Annotated in this window: 14 protein-coding genes; 7 read left to right on the forward strand and 7 right to left on the reverse strand. The window is 64.8% G+C overall.

What is annotated here, in order from left to right:
- Window positions 1-63: 63 nt before the first annotated feature.
- A complete protein-coding gene (locus tag NKH97_RS27805; protein ID WP_352772462.1) occupies window positions 64-1,878 on the forward strand; it encodes an NAD(P)-binding domain-containing protein in 1,815 nt (604 codons plus the stop codon).
- Between the two features lie 234 nt (window positions 1,879-2,112).
- Here NKH97_RS27805 and NKH97_RS27810 read toward each other — a convergent pair whose 3' ends face one another.
- Both NKH97_RS27810 and NKH97_RS27815 read right to left on the reverse strand, forming a co-directional pair.
- Window positions 2,113-3,345: an amidohydrolase/deacetylase family metallohydrolase gene (locus NKH97_RS27810; protein WP_128305957.1), complete on the reverse strand. Its 1,233-nt coding sequence runs from the start codon at window positions 3,343-3,345 to the stop codon at window positions 2,113-2,115.
- 30 nt (window positions 3,346-3,375) lie between these two features.
- Window positions 3,376-3,741, reverse strand: a complete 366-nt coding sequence (locus NKH97_RS27815) for a RidA family protein (RefSeq protein WP_128305956.1) — start codon at window positions 3,739-3,741, stop codon at window positions 3,376-3,378.
- 221 nt (window positions 3,742-3,962) lie between these two features.
- Between NKH97_RS27815 and NKH97_RS27820 the strand changes: the two genes are divergently transcribed.
- From NKH97_RS27820 to NKH97_RS27835, 4 genes are all read left to right on the forward strand, one after another.
- Window positions 3,963-4,448, forward strand: coding sequence for a hypothetical protein (locus NKH97_RS27820; protein ID WP_128305955.1), 486 nt, complete (start codon window positions 3,963-3,965; stop codon window positions 4,446-4,448).
- Window positions 4,449-4,712: 264 nt separating this feature from the next.
- Complete coding sequence (locus tag NKH97_RS27825; RefSeq protein WP_352799198.1) at window positions 4,713-5,504, forward strand: COG4705 family protein; 792 nt, start codon at window positions 4,713-4,715, stop codon at window positions 5,502-5,504.
- 432 nt (window positions 5,505-5,936) lie between these two features.
- A complete protein-coding gene (locus NKH97_RS27830; protein ID WP_352799199.1) occupies window positions 5,937-6,614 on the forward strand; it encodes a winged helix-turn-helix domain-containing protein in 678 nt (225 codons plus the stop codon).
- Window positions 6,611-7,984, forward strand: coding sequence for a HAMP domain-containing sensor histidine kinase (locus NKH97_RS27835; protein ID WP_128305952.1), 1,374 nt, complete (start codon window positions 6,611-6,613; stop codon window positions 7,982-7,984). The genes NKH97_RS27830 and NKH97_RS27835 overlap by 4 nt, the downstream gene beginning before the upstream one ends.
- Before the next feature lie 223 nt (window positions 7,985-8,207).
- On the opposite strand, the gene NKH97_RS27840 is transcribed toward NKH97_RS27835, so the two are convergent.
- Complete coding sequence (locus NKH97_RS27840) at window positions 8,208-8,636, reverse strand: Lrp/AsnC family transcriptional regulator (RefSeq protein ID WP_023813397.1); 429 nt, start codon at window positions 8,634-8,636, stop codon at window positions 8,208-8,210.
- Window positions 8,637-8,751: 115 nt separating this feature from the next.
- Between NKH97_RS27840 and NKH97_RS27845 the strand changes: the two genes are divergently transcribed.
- On the forward strand, window positions 8,752-9,855 hold the full coding sequence (locus tag NKH97_RS27845) for a saccharopine dehydrogenase family protein (RefSeq protein ID WP_128305951.1): 1,104 nt from the start codon (window positions 8,752-8,754) through the stop codon (window positions 9,853-9,855).
- A gap of 159 nt (window positions 9,856-10,014) precedes the next feature.
- Here NKH97_RS27845 and lpdA read toward each other — a convergent pair whose 3' ends face one another.
- The 4 genes from lpdA to NKH97_RS27865 form a co-directional block, all read right to left on the reverse strand.
- Window positions 10,015-11,412 carry a dihydrolipoyl dehydrogenase gene (lpdA, locus tag NKH97_RS27850; RefSeq protein WP_352799200.1) on the reverse strand — a complete coding sequence of 466 codons (1,398 nt, stop codon included), beginning with the start codon at window positions 11,410-11,412 and terminating at the stop codon, window positions 10,015-10,017.
- A gap of 199 nt (window positions 11,413-11,611) precedes the next feature.
- Window positions 11,612-12,994 carry a dihydrolipoamide acetyltransferase family protein gene (locus NKH97_RS27855; RefSeq protein ID WP_352772454.1) on the reverse strand — a complete coding sequence of 461 codons (1,383 nt, stop codon included), beginning with the start codon at window positions 12,992-12,994 and terminating at the stop codon, window positions 11,612-11,614.
- 1 nt (window position 12,995) lies between these two features.
- Window positions 12,996-14,009 carry an alpha-ketoacid dehydrogenase subunit beta gene (locus NKH97_RS27860; RefSeq protein ID WP_027162844.1) on the reverse strand — a complete coding sequence of 338 codons (1,014 nt, stop codon included), beginning with the start codon at window positions 14,007-14,009 and terminating at the stop codon, window positions 12,996-12,998.
- Between the two features lie 3 nt (window positions 14,010-14,012).
- Window positions 14,013-15,245, reverse strand: coding sequence for a 3-methyl-2-oxobutanoate dehydrogenase (2-methylpropanoyl-transferring) subunit alpha (locus NKH97_RS27865; protein WP_352799201.1), 1,233 nt, complete (start codon window positions 15,243-15,245; stop codon window positions 14,013-14,015).
- A gap of 622 nt (window positions 15,246-15,867) precedes the next feature.
- On the opposite strand from NKH97_RS27865, the gene holA reads away from it, so the two are divergent.
- A complete protein-coding gene (gene holA / locus NKH97_RS27870) occupies window positions 15,868-16,911 on the forward strand; it encodes a DNA polymerase III subunit delta (protein WP_352799202.1) in 1,044 nt (347 codons plus the stop codon).
- Window positions 16,912-17,094: the final 183 nt, after the last annotated feature.

Genomic DNA, 17,094 nt, shown 5'->3' on the forward strand with positions numbered 1-17,094 from the left:
CGCCGCGTTCGACAATTGAGATTTTTACGCCGTGTGCGGCGTGTTGCAGGAAGAGGGAAAGACATGCTCGAGATAGCCCCATCGAAACAGGCAGCCGCATGGCTCGGGTCCTTTGCCAAGGTACTCGAAGCGGGAGACGCGGCGGCCGCGACGAACCTGTTTGTCGATGACTGCTACTGGCGCGATCTCCTGACCTTCACCTGGAACATCACCACAATGGAAGGCCGCTCGGCGATCGCCGACATGCTGGCGACGACGCTGGCGACGGCCAAGCCGAGCGCGTGGCAACTTACCGGCGAGGCGATCTCGGACGAGGGCATCATCGAGGCCTGGTTCAGCTTCGAAACCGTGGTGGCCAGGGGAGAGGGCATCATGCGGCTTCGCGACGGACGCTGCCGCACGCTGTTCACGGCAATGACAGACCTGAAAGGGTTCGAGGAGCGCAAGGGCGCAGACCGGCCACTCGGCGTGCGCCACAAGGCCGATCCCCAGCGCGAGACCTGGTCGGAGGCGCGGGCGCGCGAGACGCGCGAGCTCGGCACTGATGAACAGCCCTATTGCCTGGTCATCGGCGGCGGCCAGGGCGGCATCATGCTGGGGGCGCGGCTGCGCCAGCTCGGCGTGCCCACCATCGTCATCGAGAAAAATGCGCGGCCGGGCGATTCCTGGCGCAACCGCTACCGCACGCTCGTGCTGCACGATCCGGTCTGGTACGACCATCTGCCCTATATCCCCTTCCCCGAAAACTGGCCGGTGTTCACGCCCAAGGACAAGATGGGCGACTGGCTGGAAATGTACACGCGCGTCATGGAGCTCAATTACTGGGTCGCCACCAAATGCCTCAGCGCGTCCTATGATGAGGCCGAAAAAGTCTGGACCGTGGTGGTCGACCGCGTCGGCCGCCAGATCACACTGAAGCCGAAGCATATCGTCTTCGCCACCGGCGCCTACGGCCCGCCACGGCGGATCGATCTTCCGGGCGCCGACCGGTTCAAGGGCGAATTGCTGCACTCCAGCCAGTATGCCAGCGGCGACAAATTCCGCGGCAGACGCGTCGCCGTCATCGGCGCTGCAAGCTCCGGCCACGATGTCTGCGTCGACCTCTGGGAAAGCGGCGCCGAGGTCACCATGATCCAGCGTTCGCCGACCACAGTGGTCAAATCGAGCACGCTGATGGAAGTCGGCTTCGAGATCTTCTCGGAAGACGCACTGGCGCGCGGCATCACCACCGAGAAAGCCGACATGATCGTCGCCTCGACACCGTTCGCGCTGGTGCCCAAGGGCCAGCGGGCGCTCTACGAGGTGATCAAGGCGCGCGATGCCGCGTTCTACGACCGCCTGCGCGCCGCCGGCTTCGCCCTCGATTTCGGCGACGACGAGACCGGCCTTCTGATGAAGGCCTACCGCACCGGCTCCGGCTACTATATCGATGTCGGCGCTTCCGACCTGATCATCGACGGCAAGATCGGCATCCGCAGCGGCGTCGCCATCAAATCGCTGACCCCGAGCGGCATCCTGTTCGAGGACGGCAGCGAACTCGCCGCCGACGCCATCATCGCCTGCACAGGCTATCAGTCGATGAACGAGACGGTGGCGGCGATCGTCTCACGTGAAGTCGCCGACAAGGTCGGCCCCTGCTGGGGATTGGGCTCTGGCGTCAAGGGCGACCCCGGCCCTTGGCAGGGCGAGCTGCGCAACATGTGGAAGCCGACCGCGCAGGAAGCGCTGTGGTTCCACGGCGGCAATCTGGCGCTGTCGCGCTTCTATTCGAAATATGTGGCGCTGCAGATCAAGGCGCGGATGGAAGGCATTGAGACGCCGGTTTTTGGGGCGGTTAGCAATTCAAGCAACGAGCGTCCTATGGATTCGTCATCCTAGGGCGAAGCAAGGAGCGAAGCGACGCGGCGCAGACCCTAGGATCCATGCCGCGCCATTCGTGCACGCGAAAGCGGACCAGAATCGGCTTTCAATGCACCAACGGCGATGAAGGGCCTATCGAACAACCATCCTGATCCGTCGCATTCTTCGGCAATGGTCACGGCATGGATCCTCGGGTCTGCGCGTCCGCTTCGCTTCCGCTCCGCCTGTGGATGACGAAGTCGCGCAGAACTTTCACTCATGCCGGTGCCCAAAGTGCCTCGCCGCCACCTCGACATGCGTGTGTGACGCCTGCGCCACGAAACGCTCGGTCTCGTTGTGATCAGCCGCCTCGTTCGGCCACCAGGTGCCGCCAATAACGATGCCTTCCGACACCAGCCTCTGGTCGGCGACCAATGACGCGCCGACCGCATCGACAAAGGTGAAGCGGCCCGGGCGCTGCCGGAGCACGGCGACATCGCCGACGGTGCCCACCGCCAGCGTGCCGAGATCAGGCCGCGCGATCGCCCTCGCCGGCGCTTGCGTGGCGGCGCGCAGGACCTCGACCAGCGGCATGCCGAGCGCCAGCAGCTTCGACATGCAGACCAGGATGTCGAAGGCCGGCCCATCGACGCAGTAGAGATGCACGTCGCTCGAGATCACGTCCGGGGCCAGCCCTTCCTCAAGCATGGCGCGGGCGACGGCGAAATCGAACGAGCCCATGCCGTGGCCGATGTCGAAGATGACGCCGCGCTCGCGCGCCAGCCGCATGTCGGGCCGCACCGCGCCGGAGGCGAACACCGGCGCATTGGGAAACGGCCGGAAGCAGTGGGTGAGGATGTCACCCTTGCGCAGGCGCGGCAGCACTTCCGAGCGGCCGGGCGGCGGCTCATCGATATGCGCCATCAGCGGCAGGCCAGCCTGGTCGGCGGCCTCCAGCGCCAGATCCACCGGGGCGATGCCGCTGGTGCCGCCGGCATGCTTGCCGGAGCGGACTTTTACGCCGACCACGACATCGCGGTGTTCACGCACCGCCGCGACCACCTCGCGCGGCTCGCACAGCCTGAGGTCGCTGCACTCGCCGACCGACACCGTCTGCGAGAAGCCGAAAATGCCGGCAAAGGAAATGTTGACATAGGCCAGGATGCGGACCTTCGACCGCTCCATGACATGGCGGCGGAAGCCGAGGAAATTGCCGGCTCCCGCACTGCCCGCATCGATGAAGGTGGTGGTGCCGCTCTTGGCGGCCAGCCGATCGGCATCGACGCCGAGCGACGTGCCGCCCCAATAGACGTGGCTGTGCAGGTCGACCAGGCCCGGCGTGACGATGCAGCCGCCGGCATCGACGATCTGCGCGGCGCTGTCCGCCGGGATATCGGCGTCGACCGCGGCAACGCGGCCATTGGCGATGGCGACATCACGTAGCGCGTCGAGGCCAGCGGCCGGATCGATCAGCCGTCCGCCCTTCAGCAGGAGGTCGAATTGCATTGGGGTAACCTCCGCTTCGTTGCTTTTTGCTCAGAGAGGCCGGTAGGCGACCGCCTCGACCTCGATCTTGATGTCGATCATCAGCCGCGATTCGACCGTGGTGCGGGCCGGCGGGTCTTTGGGGAAGTGCCGGGCATAGACCGCGTTGAAGGCGCCGAAATCGCGCGCATCCTCCAGCCAGACCGTGGTCTTCACCACATCGTCCATTGTGCAGCCGGCCAGCGCCAGTGCGGCCTTGATGTTGGCGAGCACCTGCTCGGTCTGCTCCGTTATGCCGCCCTTGACCACGATGCCATCGCTGCCGACAGGCACTTGCCCCGAGACATAGACGAGATCACCGGCCCGCACGGCTGGCGACAACGGCACATGCGATGTTCCAAAACACTGTTTCGGCAAGGGACAAGCCTCCTCTGATGACAGGACGGGGTGCCATGGCAGCGCCCGCTTCGATCGACACTTACGCCGATCGGGGCGATCCTCATAGGGGGCTTGTTGGAAAGCAACATTCTTCGAAATCCGCGTTGCTTTATTACAAGAGCGCTTGCATCGTACGCGCTGGCGGGCGACTTGGGAGCCGTAACGCACAGACGCATTTGCCAGAGCGGAGACACCCAGCAATGACTTACGACAAGAACCCGTTTCCATCAGGCGATACCGATCGCCACGCGCTCTGGGAAATGCTGGTGCGGCGCGACATCGACGCCTTCATCGGCCAGGACTGGGCCATGGTCGAGGATGATTTCGTCGGCGAGAGCTTCTTCGGCATGCATGCTCATTTCCTGCATAACGCCGACGCCTGGCGGCTGCAGTTTCCAAGGCTGGACATCTACCGCGACGAATGGCTGCGCCAGGCCAGGGAGACGGCGGCGACCAAATTCGCCGAGCCGCTGCGCGAGGCGCTGTTTCGCGTCACTAACATGCGCGACATCGATGTCGACGGCGACCGCGCCGTGCTGCACAAGAAATTCGACGGCTTGGTTGCCAAGGCGGACGGCAGCGTCGATCGCTTGAAATGGCAGACGCTGTATTTCTGCAGCAAGGTCGGCGGCAGCTGGAAGATCGCCGGCTTCGTCGGCTACATGCCGCATCCGCTCGGCAGCTAGAACCACCGATCACTAGAGCGCAGGGTGGGTCGGGCCGAACGTGCGGCCCGGCATCGCGCCCGCCATCAGCGCGCCGTTGAGCAGCAATGGCGGATGCAAGGCGCCGCATTCCATCAAACGCAGCCAGGCATTCCCAATGCCTTTTGCGCGCCATTCTTACGAATTTGTATGCCGCCGGACAGGCCGGTGTGAACTCGTTTGCTTACGATGCGCGGGGTGGATCGCCACCGCCCCGCCGCAACCGTCGACCTCTGGACTTCAGCCATGCTCGCGCCCAACAGGCAACAACCCGCCGCACCGAGCCACAGCAGGGTTCCCGACGTCACCCTCGACTTCTGGCTGGTCAAGCTGATGGCGGTCACCACGGGCGAGACCGCGGCGGATTATCTTGCCGACACACTCGGGCTTGGGCTGACCGCCACCTCGCTGATCATGACCGGCGTCCTGACCACGGCCCTTGTCCTGCAGTTTACGCGGAAACGCTATGTGCCGTGGGCTTATTGGCCGGCGGTGGTGCTGATCAGCATCGTCGGCACGCTGGTGACGGACAGCCTCGTCGACGGTTTCGGCGTGCGCCTGCAGACGGCAACCATCGCCTTCTCGGTCGCGCTCGCTGCGACATTCGCGGTCTGGTACGCCAGCGAACGGACGCTGTCGATCCACACCATCTTCACCACCAGGCGCGAGATCTTCTACTGGCTGGCGATCCTGCTGACCTTCGCGCTCGGCACCGCCGCCGGCGATCTCGTCGCCGAAAGCTTCGACATGGGCTATCTCACATCAGGGCTGCTGTTCGGCGGCGTCATCGCGCTGATAGCGCTCGCCTACTGGCTGCTCAGTCTCGACGGCATCCTGGCCTTCTGGCTCGCCTATATCCTGACGCGGCCGCTCGGCGCTTCCTTCGGCGACCTGCTGTCGCGGTCGGCCAGGCATGGCGGCCTGGGTCTCGGCACCATCTTCACCAGCCTGCTCTTCCTCGGCTGCATCATTGCGCTCGTCCTGCACATGACCCTGAAGGGCGACGAGGCCGATGAGATCCTCCTGGAATCGGATTGATCTCAGCGTGTGCGTGCGCTGACCAAGTGCAGAGCAGAATGGAAGTTTTCTTCAGTAGCGATCCTTCACACCCCCCTCTGGCCTGCCGGCCATCTCCCCCGCAAGGGGGGAGATTGACTGTACCTCCGCTTTCGCCAATCTCGAATGTTGCAAGAGTTGCAAGAGGGGTGGGGGATCGAAGCTGCCGATCTCCCCCCTTGCTTGCGGGGGAGATGCCCGGAAGGGCAGAGGGGGGTGCTGTCCCGCGGACGTCGGGTTCCGCATCGCTACGCGGCTCGGAGATGTCACGGCATCCCAAGGACGAAGCCAGGAAAGCTTCCGCCAATCGCGAATGTATGACGAAAGCGCCACCATACCTGCGCGTCGTGACATCCTAGGAACAAGCCCGTGCCGGTGATAGCCTCTCCATCTCGGCAACGGACCGGACCTTTCATGCGACTGCTTCTCGTCGAGGACGACCACAGGACGGCCGACTATATCGTCAGGGGACTGACCGAGGCCGGCCATGTCTGCAACCTGCTGCGCAACGGACATGACGCGCTGTTCGCGGCGACCCGGGGCAATTACGACGTGATCATCGCCGATCGGATGATCCCCGGCCTCGACGGCCTGTCGATGATCAAGGCGGTGCGCGCCGCGGGCGTACGGACGCCGGCGATCTTTCTCACCTCGGTCGGCGGCATCGACGACCGCGTCGAGGGGCTCGAGGCCGGCGGCGACGACTATCTGGTCAAGCCCTTCGCTTTTTCCGAACTTCTCGCCCGCATCAACGCGCTTGGCCGGCGGCCAGCGGCGCAGGAGCAGAAAACCGTCCTGCGGGTCGCCGACCTCGAAATGGACCTGATCATGCGGCGGGTCACGAGGCAGCGCCAGCCGATCGACCTGCAGCCGCGGGAATTCAGCCTGCTGGAAGTGCTGATGCGCGGCGAAGGCCGCGTCATCACCCGCACCATGCTTCTGGAGCGCGTCTGGGATTTTCATTTCGATCCCAGGACCAGCGTCGTCGAGACCCATATCAGCCGGCTGCGGGCCAAGGTCGACAAGCCCTTCGAAACCCAGCTCATCCACACCGTCCGCAACACCGGCTACAGCCTGCACGCGCCGTCATGACCGGAACATGGTCCCGCCTGCTGCGCAGCACGCCGTTCCGGCTGGCCCTGACCTTCGCCTTCCTGTTCGTGCTGGCCTTCGTCCTGTCTGGCGCCATCGTCTACCAGATGATGAGCGCCGATCTTGCCGAGCGGCTCGACGACACCATCAAGGAGACCTACGCGGTCGTCGCCGCGACCTATGCCGAGAACGATCTCAAGGAGCTGGTTGAGACCGTCGGCAGCCACTCCCTGCGCAGCCTCAAGAAGGAGCAGCTGTTTTCGCTGACCGACACGACGGGCAATCGCCTGGCCGGCAACTTCACCGCGGCAGGGCTTCCCGACGGCTTCTCGATGTTCGACACCGAAATGCCCGGCGTGCCGCCCGGCGCCGAGTACCGCGCCTATTCCGGCCCGGTCGGCGGCAACACCTTGACCGTCGCCTTCAGCCTTTCCGAGACGGAGGAGCTGGAGAGGATCGTGCTGATGAGCTTTGGCTGGGGAACCCTGATCATCACCGGGCTGGCGGTCGCCGGCGGCGCCCTGCTGGCTTCGCGAGTCCAGCGCCGTCTCGACGGCATCGCCGCCACCATGGTGGATGTCTCGCATGGACGGCTGGACACCCGCATTCCGCTGACCGGCAAGGGCGACGACATCGACATCGTCTCCAGCCAGGTCAATGCCGCGCTCGATCGCCTGTCGGCACTGGTCGAAGGCATGAAACAGGTCAGCGCCAACATCGCCCACGATCTGAAGACGCCCCTCAACCGGTTGCAGATGATCCTCGACACCGCATCGGAAAAGAATCTGTCGGGCCAGAAGATCGCGGCTGAGCTGGCCGAGGCGCATGCCGAGAGCCTGCAGATCAACGAGACCTTCGATGCGCTGCTGCGCATCGCGCAGATCGAAGCCGGCGCGCGCCGGGCGCGGTTCACCGATGTCGATCTGGGCGAGGTGCTGCAAACCATCGCCGAGATCTATGCCGATGTTGCCGAGGACGACGGAAAGTCGCTGTCGTTGGCGCAACCACAGGAAACGACGGACCGGATCCATGGCGATCGCGAGCTGTTGACGCAGATGTTCGCCAATCTGGTCGAGAACGCGCTGCGCCATTGTCCATCGGGCACGACGATAAAGCTGTCGGCGACGCGCCAGGGCGAACGCGTCGTTGCCGGTGTCGCCGACAACGGTCCCGGCATTCCCACCGACGAACATGAAAAAGTGTTTCAGCGGCTTTATCGGCTGGACCATAGCCGGTCGACATCCGGCAGCGGGCTGGGTCTCAGCCTTGTCAGGGCCATCGCCGACCTGCATGGCGCGTCGATTACGCTTGAGGATTGTCGGCCTGGCCTTGAGGTGGCGGTGAGCTTTCCGCCGGCGCTGGATTGGTAGGCGAAATGAACCATTCGTCCAATGCCTGAGGTAAGGAAATTGGCGAAAGCCGAAGTGACGGCCAATCTCCCCCCTTGCGGGGGAGATGCCTGGCAAGGCAGAGGGGGGTGCTGTCCCGCCGACCTGTCGATCTGTCACACGGCGCAGATGGCCGAGGCTAGCGCCTGAGCACCCCCCTCTGGCCTGCCGGCCATCTCCCCCCCAAGGGGGGAGATCAGCAGCTTCACCTATCTATCCGCGTCGACAGGATGATCGACGACAAAGTCCGCTCGACTCCGTCCATGGCGCCGATCTGGTCGAGCAGCATGTCGAGGTCGCGGATCGACGGCGCGTCGACGATGACGATCATATCGAAATTGCCGCTGACCGAATGCAGCGTCCTGACCGTCGCCAGGCCGCGCAGGGCGCGCACCACCTTGTCGGCGAGCTTGGGCGTCACGGTGAGCAGCACATGTGCCCGCACCAGCCCCTGCTCGTAGTCCGGCGCCAGCCGCACGCCATAGCCTGATATGATGCCGCGCTGCTCCAGCCGTTCGATCCGGCTCTGTACCGTGGTCCGCGAGACGCCAAGCCGCCGCGCCAGCTCGGCGGTCGAGGCGCGCGCATTCTCGCGCAGCAGGGAAAGCAGGGCTTGTTCGGCGTCACTGAGCATTTCGACGATTCTTCTCGGCAGACTAGCCAATAGATGGTTTCGTTTCGAACAAAACCACGCTTCCATTCGACGGGCAAGCTGCGAATCTGGGCTTACAATCAGTGAGGGATCGGTCATGAAGAAAATTGTCGTTGTCGGCGCCGGAAAGATCGGCTCGACCATTGCCGAGATGCTCGCCGCCACGGGGGATTATCAGGTCACGCTCGTCGACCGCTCGGCAGCACAGCTCGCTTCCGCCGAACTGCCGGCCACGGTCGCGACGCTGGAGCTCGACATCGAGGCATCCGGCACGCTGGAAGCCGCCCTCGCCGGCAAATTCGCGGTGCTCAGCGCCGCTCCCTTCCATCTGACCACCCGCATCGCCGAGGCAGCGGCCAGTGCCGGCGTGCACTATCTCGACCTGACCGAGGATGTCGTCTCGACCCGCCGCGTCAAGGAATTGGCGCGCTCCGGCAGAAACGCCTTCATTCCGCAATGCGGCCTGGCGCCGGGCTTCATCTCGATCGTCGCCAACGATCTCGCCAGCCGATTCGACACGCTCGAAAGCGTGCGCATGCGCGTCGGCGCTTTGCCGCAATACCCGTCCAATGCGTTGAACTACAATCTGACCTGGAGCACCGACGGCGTCATCAACGAATATTGCGAGCCCTGCGAGGCGATCGTCGAGGGCGAACTGGTCGAGGTGCCGCCGCTGGAGGAGCGCGAGGAATTCTCACTCGACGGCGTCACTTACGAAGCCTTCAACACCTCCGGTGGGCTCGGCACGCTGGCCGAGACGCTGAAGGGCAAGGTGCGCACGCTGAACTACCGCACGATCCGCTATCCCGGCCACGCCGCGATCATGAAGGCGCTGCTCAACGACCTTGGCCTGCGCCACCGCCGCGACGTGCTGAAGGACATTTTCGAGAGCGCCCTGCCGGCGACGCTGCAGGATGTGGTCATCGTCTTCGTCACCGTCTCGGGCCGCAAGAACGGCCGCCTGCTGCAGGAGACCTACGCCAACAAGATCTACTCGAAGCGTGTCGGCGACACGGTGCGCAGCGCCATCCAGATCACCACCGCATCCGGCATCTGCGCCGTGCTCGACATGCTGGCCGACGGCAGCCTGCCGGCGACCGGCTTCGTCAAGCAGGAAGACATCGCGCTCGACGCATTCCTAGCCAACCGCTTCGGCCGCGCCTATGCCCAGCACGAGATGGTGAGCCGGCTGGCGAGCTGAAGTTCTTCACCCTCCCCCTTGTGGGGAGGGTCGGCTCGCATGCGTAGCGAAGCGTAGACTGCGAGACGGGGTGGGGTGAGCGCTGACGGTCGGCGAGGACCCCCACCCCGCTCCGCTTCGCGGATCGACCCTCCCCACAAGGGGGAGGGTAAGCATCCCTCAAATATGCAGCGCGTGCCCCAGCGCCTTGAGCGCCGCTTCCTGGAACCCTTCGCCCTGCGTCGGATGCGCATGGATCGTGCCGGCAATGTCCTCCAGCCGCGCGCCCATCTCCAGCGCCAGCCCGAATGACGCCGCCAGTTCCGACACACCTTGCCCGACCGCCTGGATGCCAAGCACCAGATGGTTGTCGGCCCGCGCCACCACGCGGACGAAGCCGTCTTCGCCCAGCTTCGTCATCGCCCGGCCATTGGCGGCGAACGGGAACATGCCGATCTTGATCTCACCGCCCAGAGCCCTGGCCTCTTCCGGCGAAAGACCAGCGGTGACGAGTTCCGGATCGGTGAAGCAAACGGCGGGAATGGCGCGCTTGTCCCAGTTGCGCTTGTGACCGGCGATGATCTCGGCGACCATCTCGCCCTGGGCCATCGCCCGGTGCGCCAGCATCGGCTCACCGGTGACGTCACCGATGGCAAAGATGCCGCGCATCGAGGTGCGGCACTGCTCGTCGATGCGGATGAATTTGCCAGCCATATCAAGGTCGATCTGCTCGAGCCCCCAGCCTTCGGTCACCGGCTTGCGGCCGACCGTCACCAGGATCTTGTCGGCGGCGACCTTGGCGCTCTTGCCGTCCGATGTCTCGATCAGCAGCGCGTCGCCCTTGGTTGAAAGCCCCTTGGCCTTGGCACCCAGCATCACCTCGATGCCGAGTGCGTTGAGCCGCTTGACGACCGGCCGGGTCAGCTCCGCGTCGTATTGCGCCAGCACCCGCGGCAGGGCTTCCACAACGGTCACTTTGGCGCCCATCTTGGCGAAGGCCATGCCGAGTTCCAGTCCGATATAGCCGCCACCAACGACGGCAAGTTTTTTTGGCACCTCACCGAGTGCCAGCGCCTCGGTTGAGGAAATCACCGGACCGCCAAAGGGCAGGAACGGCAGTTCGACCGGCGTCGAGCCGGTGGCGATGACGATCGCCTCGGCGCGGATCACTTGGCTTCCCGTCTCGGTCTCGACCTCCACAGTCTTGCCGTCGCGAAAGCTCGCCCAGCCATGCACGGTCTTGACTCCTGCCTTCTTGAGCAGGCCGGCGACGCCGCTGTTGAGCCGGCTCACGATGCCGTCCTTCCAAGTGATCGTCTTAGCCAGGTCGAGCGTCGGTGCGGTGAGCGAAATGCCAAGCGGGCTCTTGCCGCCCGCCATGTGTGAGACCCTCTCGAACTCTTCCGCCGCATGGATCAGCGCCTTGGACGGGATACAGCCGACATTGAGACAGGTGCCGCCTGGTTTGCCCGACTCGACGATCACCGTGTCGACGCCGAGCTGCCCGGCACGGATGGCGCAGACATAGCCACCGGGACCCGCGCCGATGACCAGCAGCTTGCAGGAGATTTCTTTCATGGGGATACGCTCTTTTTGGTGAGGAAGGCCCCCTCATCCGGCCGCTTCGCGGCCACCTTCTCCCCGCTGGGGAGAAGAGACTGGCGCCTGCGCTGACGACCTCCTCTCCCCTCGGGGAGAGGTCGGATTGCCCCGAATTGCCTTTGCAATTCGGCTGGCAATCCGGGTGAGGGGGACTTCGACATCGGCCTCATCACCCTCAATCCACGAAAATCAGCGCCGGTGTTTCCAGCAGCGTCTTTATCCGCTGGATGAACACCGCCGCGTCCCAGCCGTCGATGACGCGATGGTCGAAGCTCGACGACAGGTTCATCATCTTGCGCGGCATGAACTGGGTGCCGTCCCACACCGGCCGCACCATCATCTTGTTGACGCCGATGATCGCCACTTCCGGATGGTTGATCACCGGCGTCGTCGCCACGCCGCCCATGGCGCCGAGCGAGGTGATGGTGATGGTCGAGCCGGACAGCTCGTCGCGTGTCGCGGTGCCGGACTTGGCAGCCTCGGCCAACCTGATGACCTCAGTGCCGCATTCCCAGATGTCGCGCGCCTCGGCATGCCTGACCACCGGCACCACCAGCCCCGACGGCGTCTGCGCGGCAATGCCGATATGGATGCCGCCATGCTGGTGGATGATGCCGGCCTCGTCGTCGAACAGCGAATTGAGGTTGGGCTGGTCCGCTATCGCCTTGACCATCGCCCGCATCAGGAACGGCAGCAGCGTCAGCTTCGGCCGCTCCACGCCCGGGCGCTTCTCCTTGTTGAGTGCGGCGCGCAATTCCTCCAGCGCGGTGACGTCGATCTCCTCGACATAGGTGATGTGCGGGATGCGCGATTTGGACAGCGTCATCTTCTCGGCGATCTTGCGCCGCAGCCCGACCACCTTGATGTCCTGTATCGTATCGTTGCGGGCGAGACCGGATGTCCTGGCGACCTGCGGGCCGCGCGCCAGGAACGCCTCGATATCCTCATGGCCGATGCGCCCGGCAGGGCCGCTCCCCGCAACCTGCCGGAGATCGATGCCCGCCTCTTTTGCCCGCAGACGGACGGCCGGAGAGGCCAACGGTCTTTCGCCCTCGGGACGGGGTGCGCCGGCGGGCGCGACAACTCCGGACGTCGGCGCAGTACCCCCGCCCCTAGCCCCTCCCCACAAGGGGGAGGGGGATTCTGTCTGCGCTGCTCGCACGCTTTTTGCGGAGGACTCTGATGATGGCGAAGTAGATTTTGCTCCGCCCTTGGAGGCCGTGGCGCGTCCCCCTCCCCCTTGTGAGGGGCTAGGGGTGGGGGTACTCTCAGCCGTGACTTTTGCCGGCGTCGCACCACCCGCAACATTGCCCTCGCCCGCCACCTTCAGCCGCACGATGGGCGAGCCGATCGCCACCGTGTCGCCGATCTCGGCGCCCAGCCACAGGATTTCGCCGTCGACAGGCGACGGGATTTCGACCGTCGCCTTGTCGGTCATGACGGCGGCAAGCACGGTGTCCTCGCGCACCATGTCGCCGATCTTGACGTGCCATTCGACGAGCTCGGCTTCGGCGACACCCTCGCCGACATCGGGCAGCTTGATGATGTGTTCGCCCATCTCAGGCCCCCATGGTTTCAAGCAAAGCACGGCCTACCCGGGCGGGACCGGGGAAATAGTCCCATTCCTGCGCATGCGGATAGGGCGTGTCCCAGCCGGCAACGCGAGCGACCGGCGCTTCGAGGTGATAGAAGCAGTTTTCCTGCACCAGGGCCGACAGTTCGGCGCCGAAGCCCGACGTCAGCGTCGCCTCGTGCACGATGACGCAGCGCCCGGTCTTCTTGACCGAGGCGACGATCGTGTCGAGATCGAGCGGCAAAAGGGTCCTGAGATCGATGATCTCGGCATCGATGCCGGTTTCCTCGACCGCGGCCTGCGCGACATAGACCATGGTGCCGTAGGCGAGCACGGTGAGGGCCGAGCCTGCCCGGCGGATCGCCGCCTTGCCGAGCGGCACGGTGTAGTGGCCGTCGGCGACCTCTCCGAGCTCATGTTTCGACCACGGCGTCACCGGCCGGTCGTGATGGCCGTCGAAAGGGCCGTTGTAGAGCCGCTTCGGCTCCAAAAAAATCACCGGATCGGGGTCTTCGATCGCCGCGATGAGTAGCCCTTTGGCGTCATGTGGGTTGGACGGCACCACGGTCTTCAGTCCCGACACATGGGTGAACAGCGCTTCCGGGCTCTGGCTGTGCGTCTGGCCGCCAAAAATGCCGCCGCCGGTCGGCATGCGCACCACGATCGGACAGGTGAAATCGCCGTTGGAGCGGTAACGCAGCCGTGCCGCTTCCTGCGTCAGCTGGTCGTAGGCCGGATACATGTAGTCGGCAAACTGAATCTCCACGCACGGCTTCAAGCCATAGGCGGCCATGCCGATGGCCGAGCCGACAATGCCGGATTCGTTGATCGGCGCATCGAAGCAGCGGCTCTTGCCGTATTTGGCCTGCAGGCCTTGCGTGCAGCGGAATACGCCGCCGAAGAAGCCGACATCTTCGCCGAACACGACGACTTTGTCGTCGCGCCCCATCGACACGTCCATGGCATCGCGAATGGCCTCGATCATGGTCCGTCTCGGCATGGCTCAGACTCCCGCCTGCTGGCGCTGGCGTCTGAGATGCGGCGGCATCTCGGCATAGAGCCCTTCGAACATGTCGCGTGTCGACGGCTTGCCGCCGGCATGCAGCGTGCCGTGGCTTTCCGCTTCCTTCTGCGCCGCGATGACCGTGTCGAGGATTTCCGCCTCGGCCTGCGCGTGCCGCTCGTCCGACCAGACGCCGAGCGCGATGAGATGGTTCTTCAGCCGCACGATCGGGTCGCCGAGCGGCCAGGCGTCGGATTCGGTCTTTGGCCGGTAGGCGGACGGATCGTCCGAGCTCGAATGCGCGCCGGCACGGTAGGTGACATATTCGACCAGCGTCGGCCCGAGATTGCTGCGCGCCCGCTCCGCCGCCCATTTGGCGACGGCATGGACCGCGAGATAGTCGTTGCCGTCGACGCGCAGCGACGGGATGCCGAAGCCGAGGCCTCTTGCCGCGAACGTGCCCGAACCGCCGCGCGCAATGCCCTGAAAGGTCGAGATCGCCCACTGGTTGTTGACGACATTGAGCACGACGGGCGCCTTGTATGTGGAGGCGAACACCAGCGCCGAATGGAAATCGGATTCGGCCGTCGAGCCGTCGCCGATCCACGCGGCTGCGATGCGCGAATCGTTCGATATCGCCGAGGCCATCGCCCAGCCGACCGCCTGGATGTACTGCGTCGCCAGATTGCCGGAGATCGAGAAGAAGCCGTGCTCCTTCGATGAATACATGACCGGCAATTGCCGGCCCTTCAGTGGGTCGGCCTCGTTGGAATAGATCTGGTTCATCATCGTGACCATCGGGTAGCCGTCGGCGATGAGCAGCCCGGCCTGGCGATAGGTCGGAAAGTTCATGTCGCCGGGTTCAAGCGCCTTGCGGAAGGCGCAAGCCACCGCCTCTTCGCCCAGATGCTGCATGTAAAACGAGGTCTTGCCCTGCCGCTGCGCCATCTGCATGCGCGCGTCGAAGGTCCGCAGCGTCATCATGTGGCGCAGGCCGGCCAGCAGCTCGTCGCTGGAAAGCAGGCCGGCCCAGGGACCGACGGCCTCGCCAGTGCGGTTCAGCACGCGGATGATCGAGAAGGCATGATCGCGGATGGCCCGCGGATCGACATCGATCTCGGGGCGCGCCACCGAGCCGGCCTTGGGGATCGGCACATTGGAAAAATCAGGCGTTCCGCCCGGCCGCACTTCCGGTTCCGGAACGTGAAAACGCAACATCCCAGCATCGGCCATGACCTTTGTCCTCCAATGTTGCCTGGTTGGGGATATTTGCACATTCGTGCCGCCAGACCAGTGCGAATTCGTCGGGCAAGGCCTCACGCGTCGGTCTCGGCCACGCCGGCCGATCAGCCTCCCCAGCACAAGATGAAGATATGTCTGCGAAATTTCTTGTCGATGTTGGGGGATGGCGCGCAATTAGGGGCAAGGTTGGGCTGGGTTTGCGGTCAGATAAGGCGATTGGGGGCAGCACTTGGGTTCCTCGCCGTCACTTTCACGCTTCCGGAGGAGAGGAAGGGCGCCAAGGTCGGCAAACTCGCGCCTTTCCTCTCCCCCGTCGATCGGGGGAGAGGTGTCGAGCGAAGCTCGACGGAGTGGGGGTCGACCTCTTCCTCTGATTACCGCTTGCCTGAGTTTTCTGCTCGCCGGGTTGTGCCTGTCTTGCCGCGGCGCGTTTAGCGAATGGCTTCCCCCACTCCGTCGCTGCTTCGCAGCGCCACCTCTCCCCCTCCGGAGGGAGAGGAAAGGGGCCAAGGTTGGCGAACTCGCGCCTTTCCTCTCCGCCGTCGATCGGAAGGAGAGAAACCCAAGCCGGAAGCCATTCACCCCGCCCCCGCATCATGCTAACCAACCCGCCATGGCACAGAAGAAAGCTTACGAAGTCGATGGGTGGCTCGCGAAGCCGGACCAGCGCATTTCCATCGTCCTGCTTTACGGCCCCGATCGCGGCCTCGTCTCCGAGCGGGCGAAGGCCTTTGCCGGCAAGACCGGCCTGCCTCTCGACGATCCCTTCTCCGTGGTCCGGCTGGAGGGTTCGGAGGTCGACCGCGACGAGGGCCGGCTGCTCGACGAAGCCCGCACCGTGCCAATGTTTTCCGACCGGCGGCTGCTGTGGGTGCGCAATGCCAGCGGCCAGAAGGCATTGGCCGACGACGTCAAGGCGCTGACGGCGGAGCCCGCGCGAGACGCGATCATTCTCATCGAGGCCGGCGATCTCAAGAAGGGCGTCGGCCTGCGCGCCATCGTCGAGGCGGCGGACAACGCCATGGCGCTGCCGTGCTATGCCGATGAGGCGCGCGACATCGACGCCGTCATCGACCACGAACTGGGCAAGGCTGGCATGTCGATGACCATGGAAGCGAGGCAGGCGCTGCGCCGCAATCTCGGCGGCGACCGGCTGGCCTCGCGCGGCGAGATCGAGAAGCTCGTGCTCTATGCCCATGGCCAGACCGAGATTGGGCTGGAGGAGGTCAAGGCGATGTCGGGCGACGTCTCCGGCGCCTCCTTCGATGACGCGGTCGACGCGCTTCTCGAAGGCAAGATCGGCGACTTCGACACCGCCTTCAGCCGGCATTGCCAGTCCGGCGGCCAGCCCTTCCTGGTGCTGTCCTCGGCGATGCGGCAGTTGCAGCAGATCCAGGTCATGCGCGGCCAGATGGAGTCCGGCAACCGCAACGCCGCCTCGGTCGTCGCCGCCGCCCGCCCGCCGGTGTTTTTCTCCAGGCGCAAGCTGGTCGAGAAGGCGCTGGAACGTTGGAGCACCGACGCGCTCGGCCGCGCGTTGACCCGGCTCCAGACGGCGGTGCTGCAGACCAGGCGGCGGCCGGATCTATCGGTGGCGTTGGCGCGGCAGGCGCTGCTGGGTATTGCCGTGGAGAGCAGCCGGCTGGCGCAGAGGTAGGAGATTGGCCAATCTCCCCCCTCGTGGGCCTGTTGCAAAATTGTGTGGATGTGATTCCCTGTTTTTGAACCAGGGATCTTGCGATGACGACGAAGCCGAGCGGTCAGTTCAGTTTTGTGGAGGCTCTGCTGCCGCAGGGTCTTGGTCGGAGCGGTCGCCTGGACCGGTTGTCGTTGCTGGTGA

This window comes from Mesorhizobium sp. M0870, from assembly GCF_040319775.1.
In the GTDB taxonomy this organism is placed as follows: domain Bacteria; phylum Pseudomonadota; class Alphaproteobacteria; order Rhizobiales; family Rhizobiaceae; genus Mesorhizobium.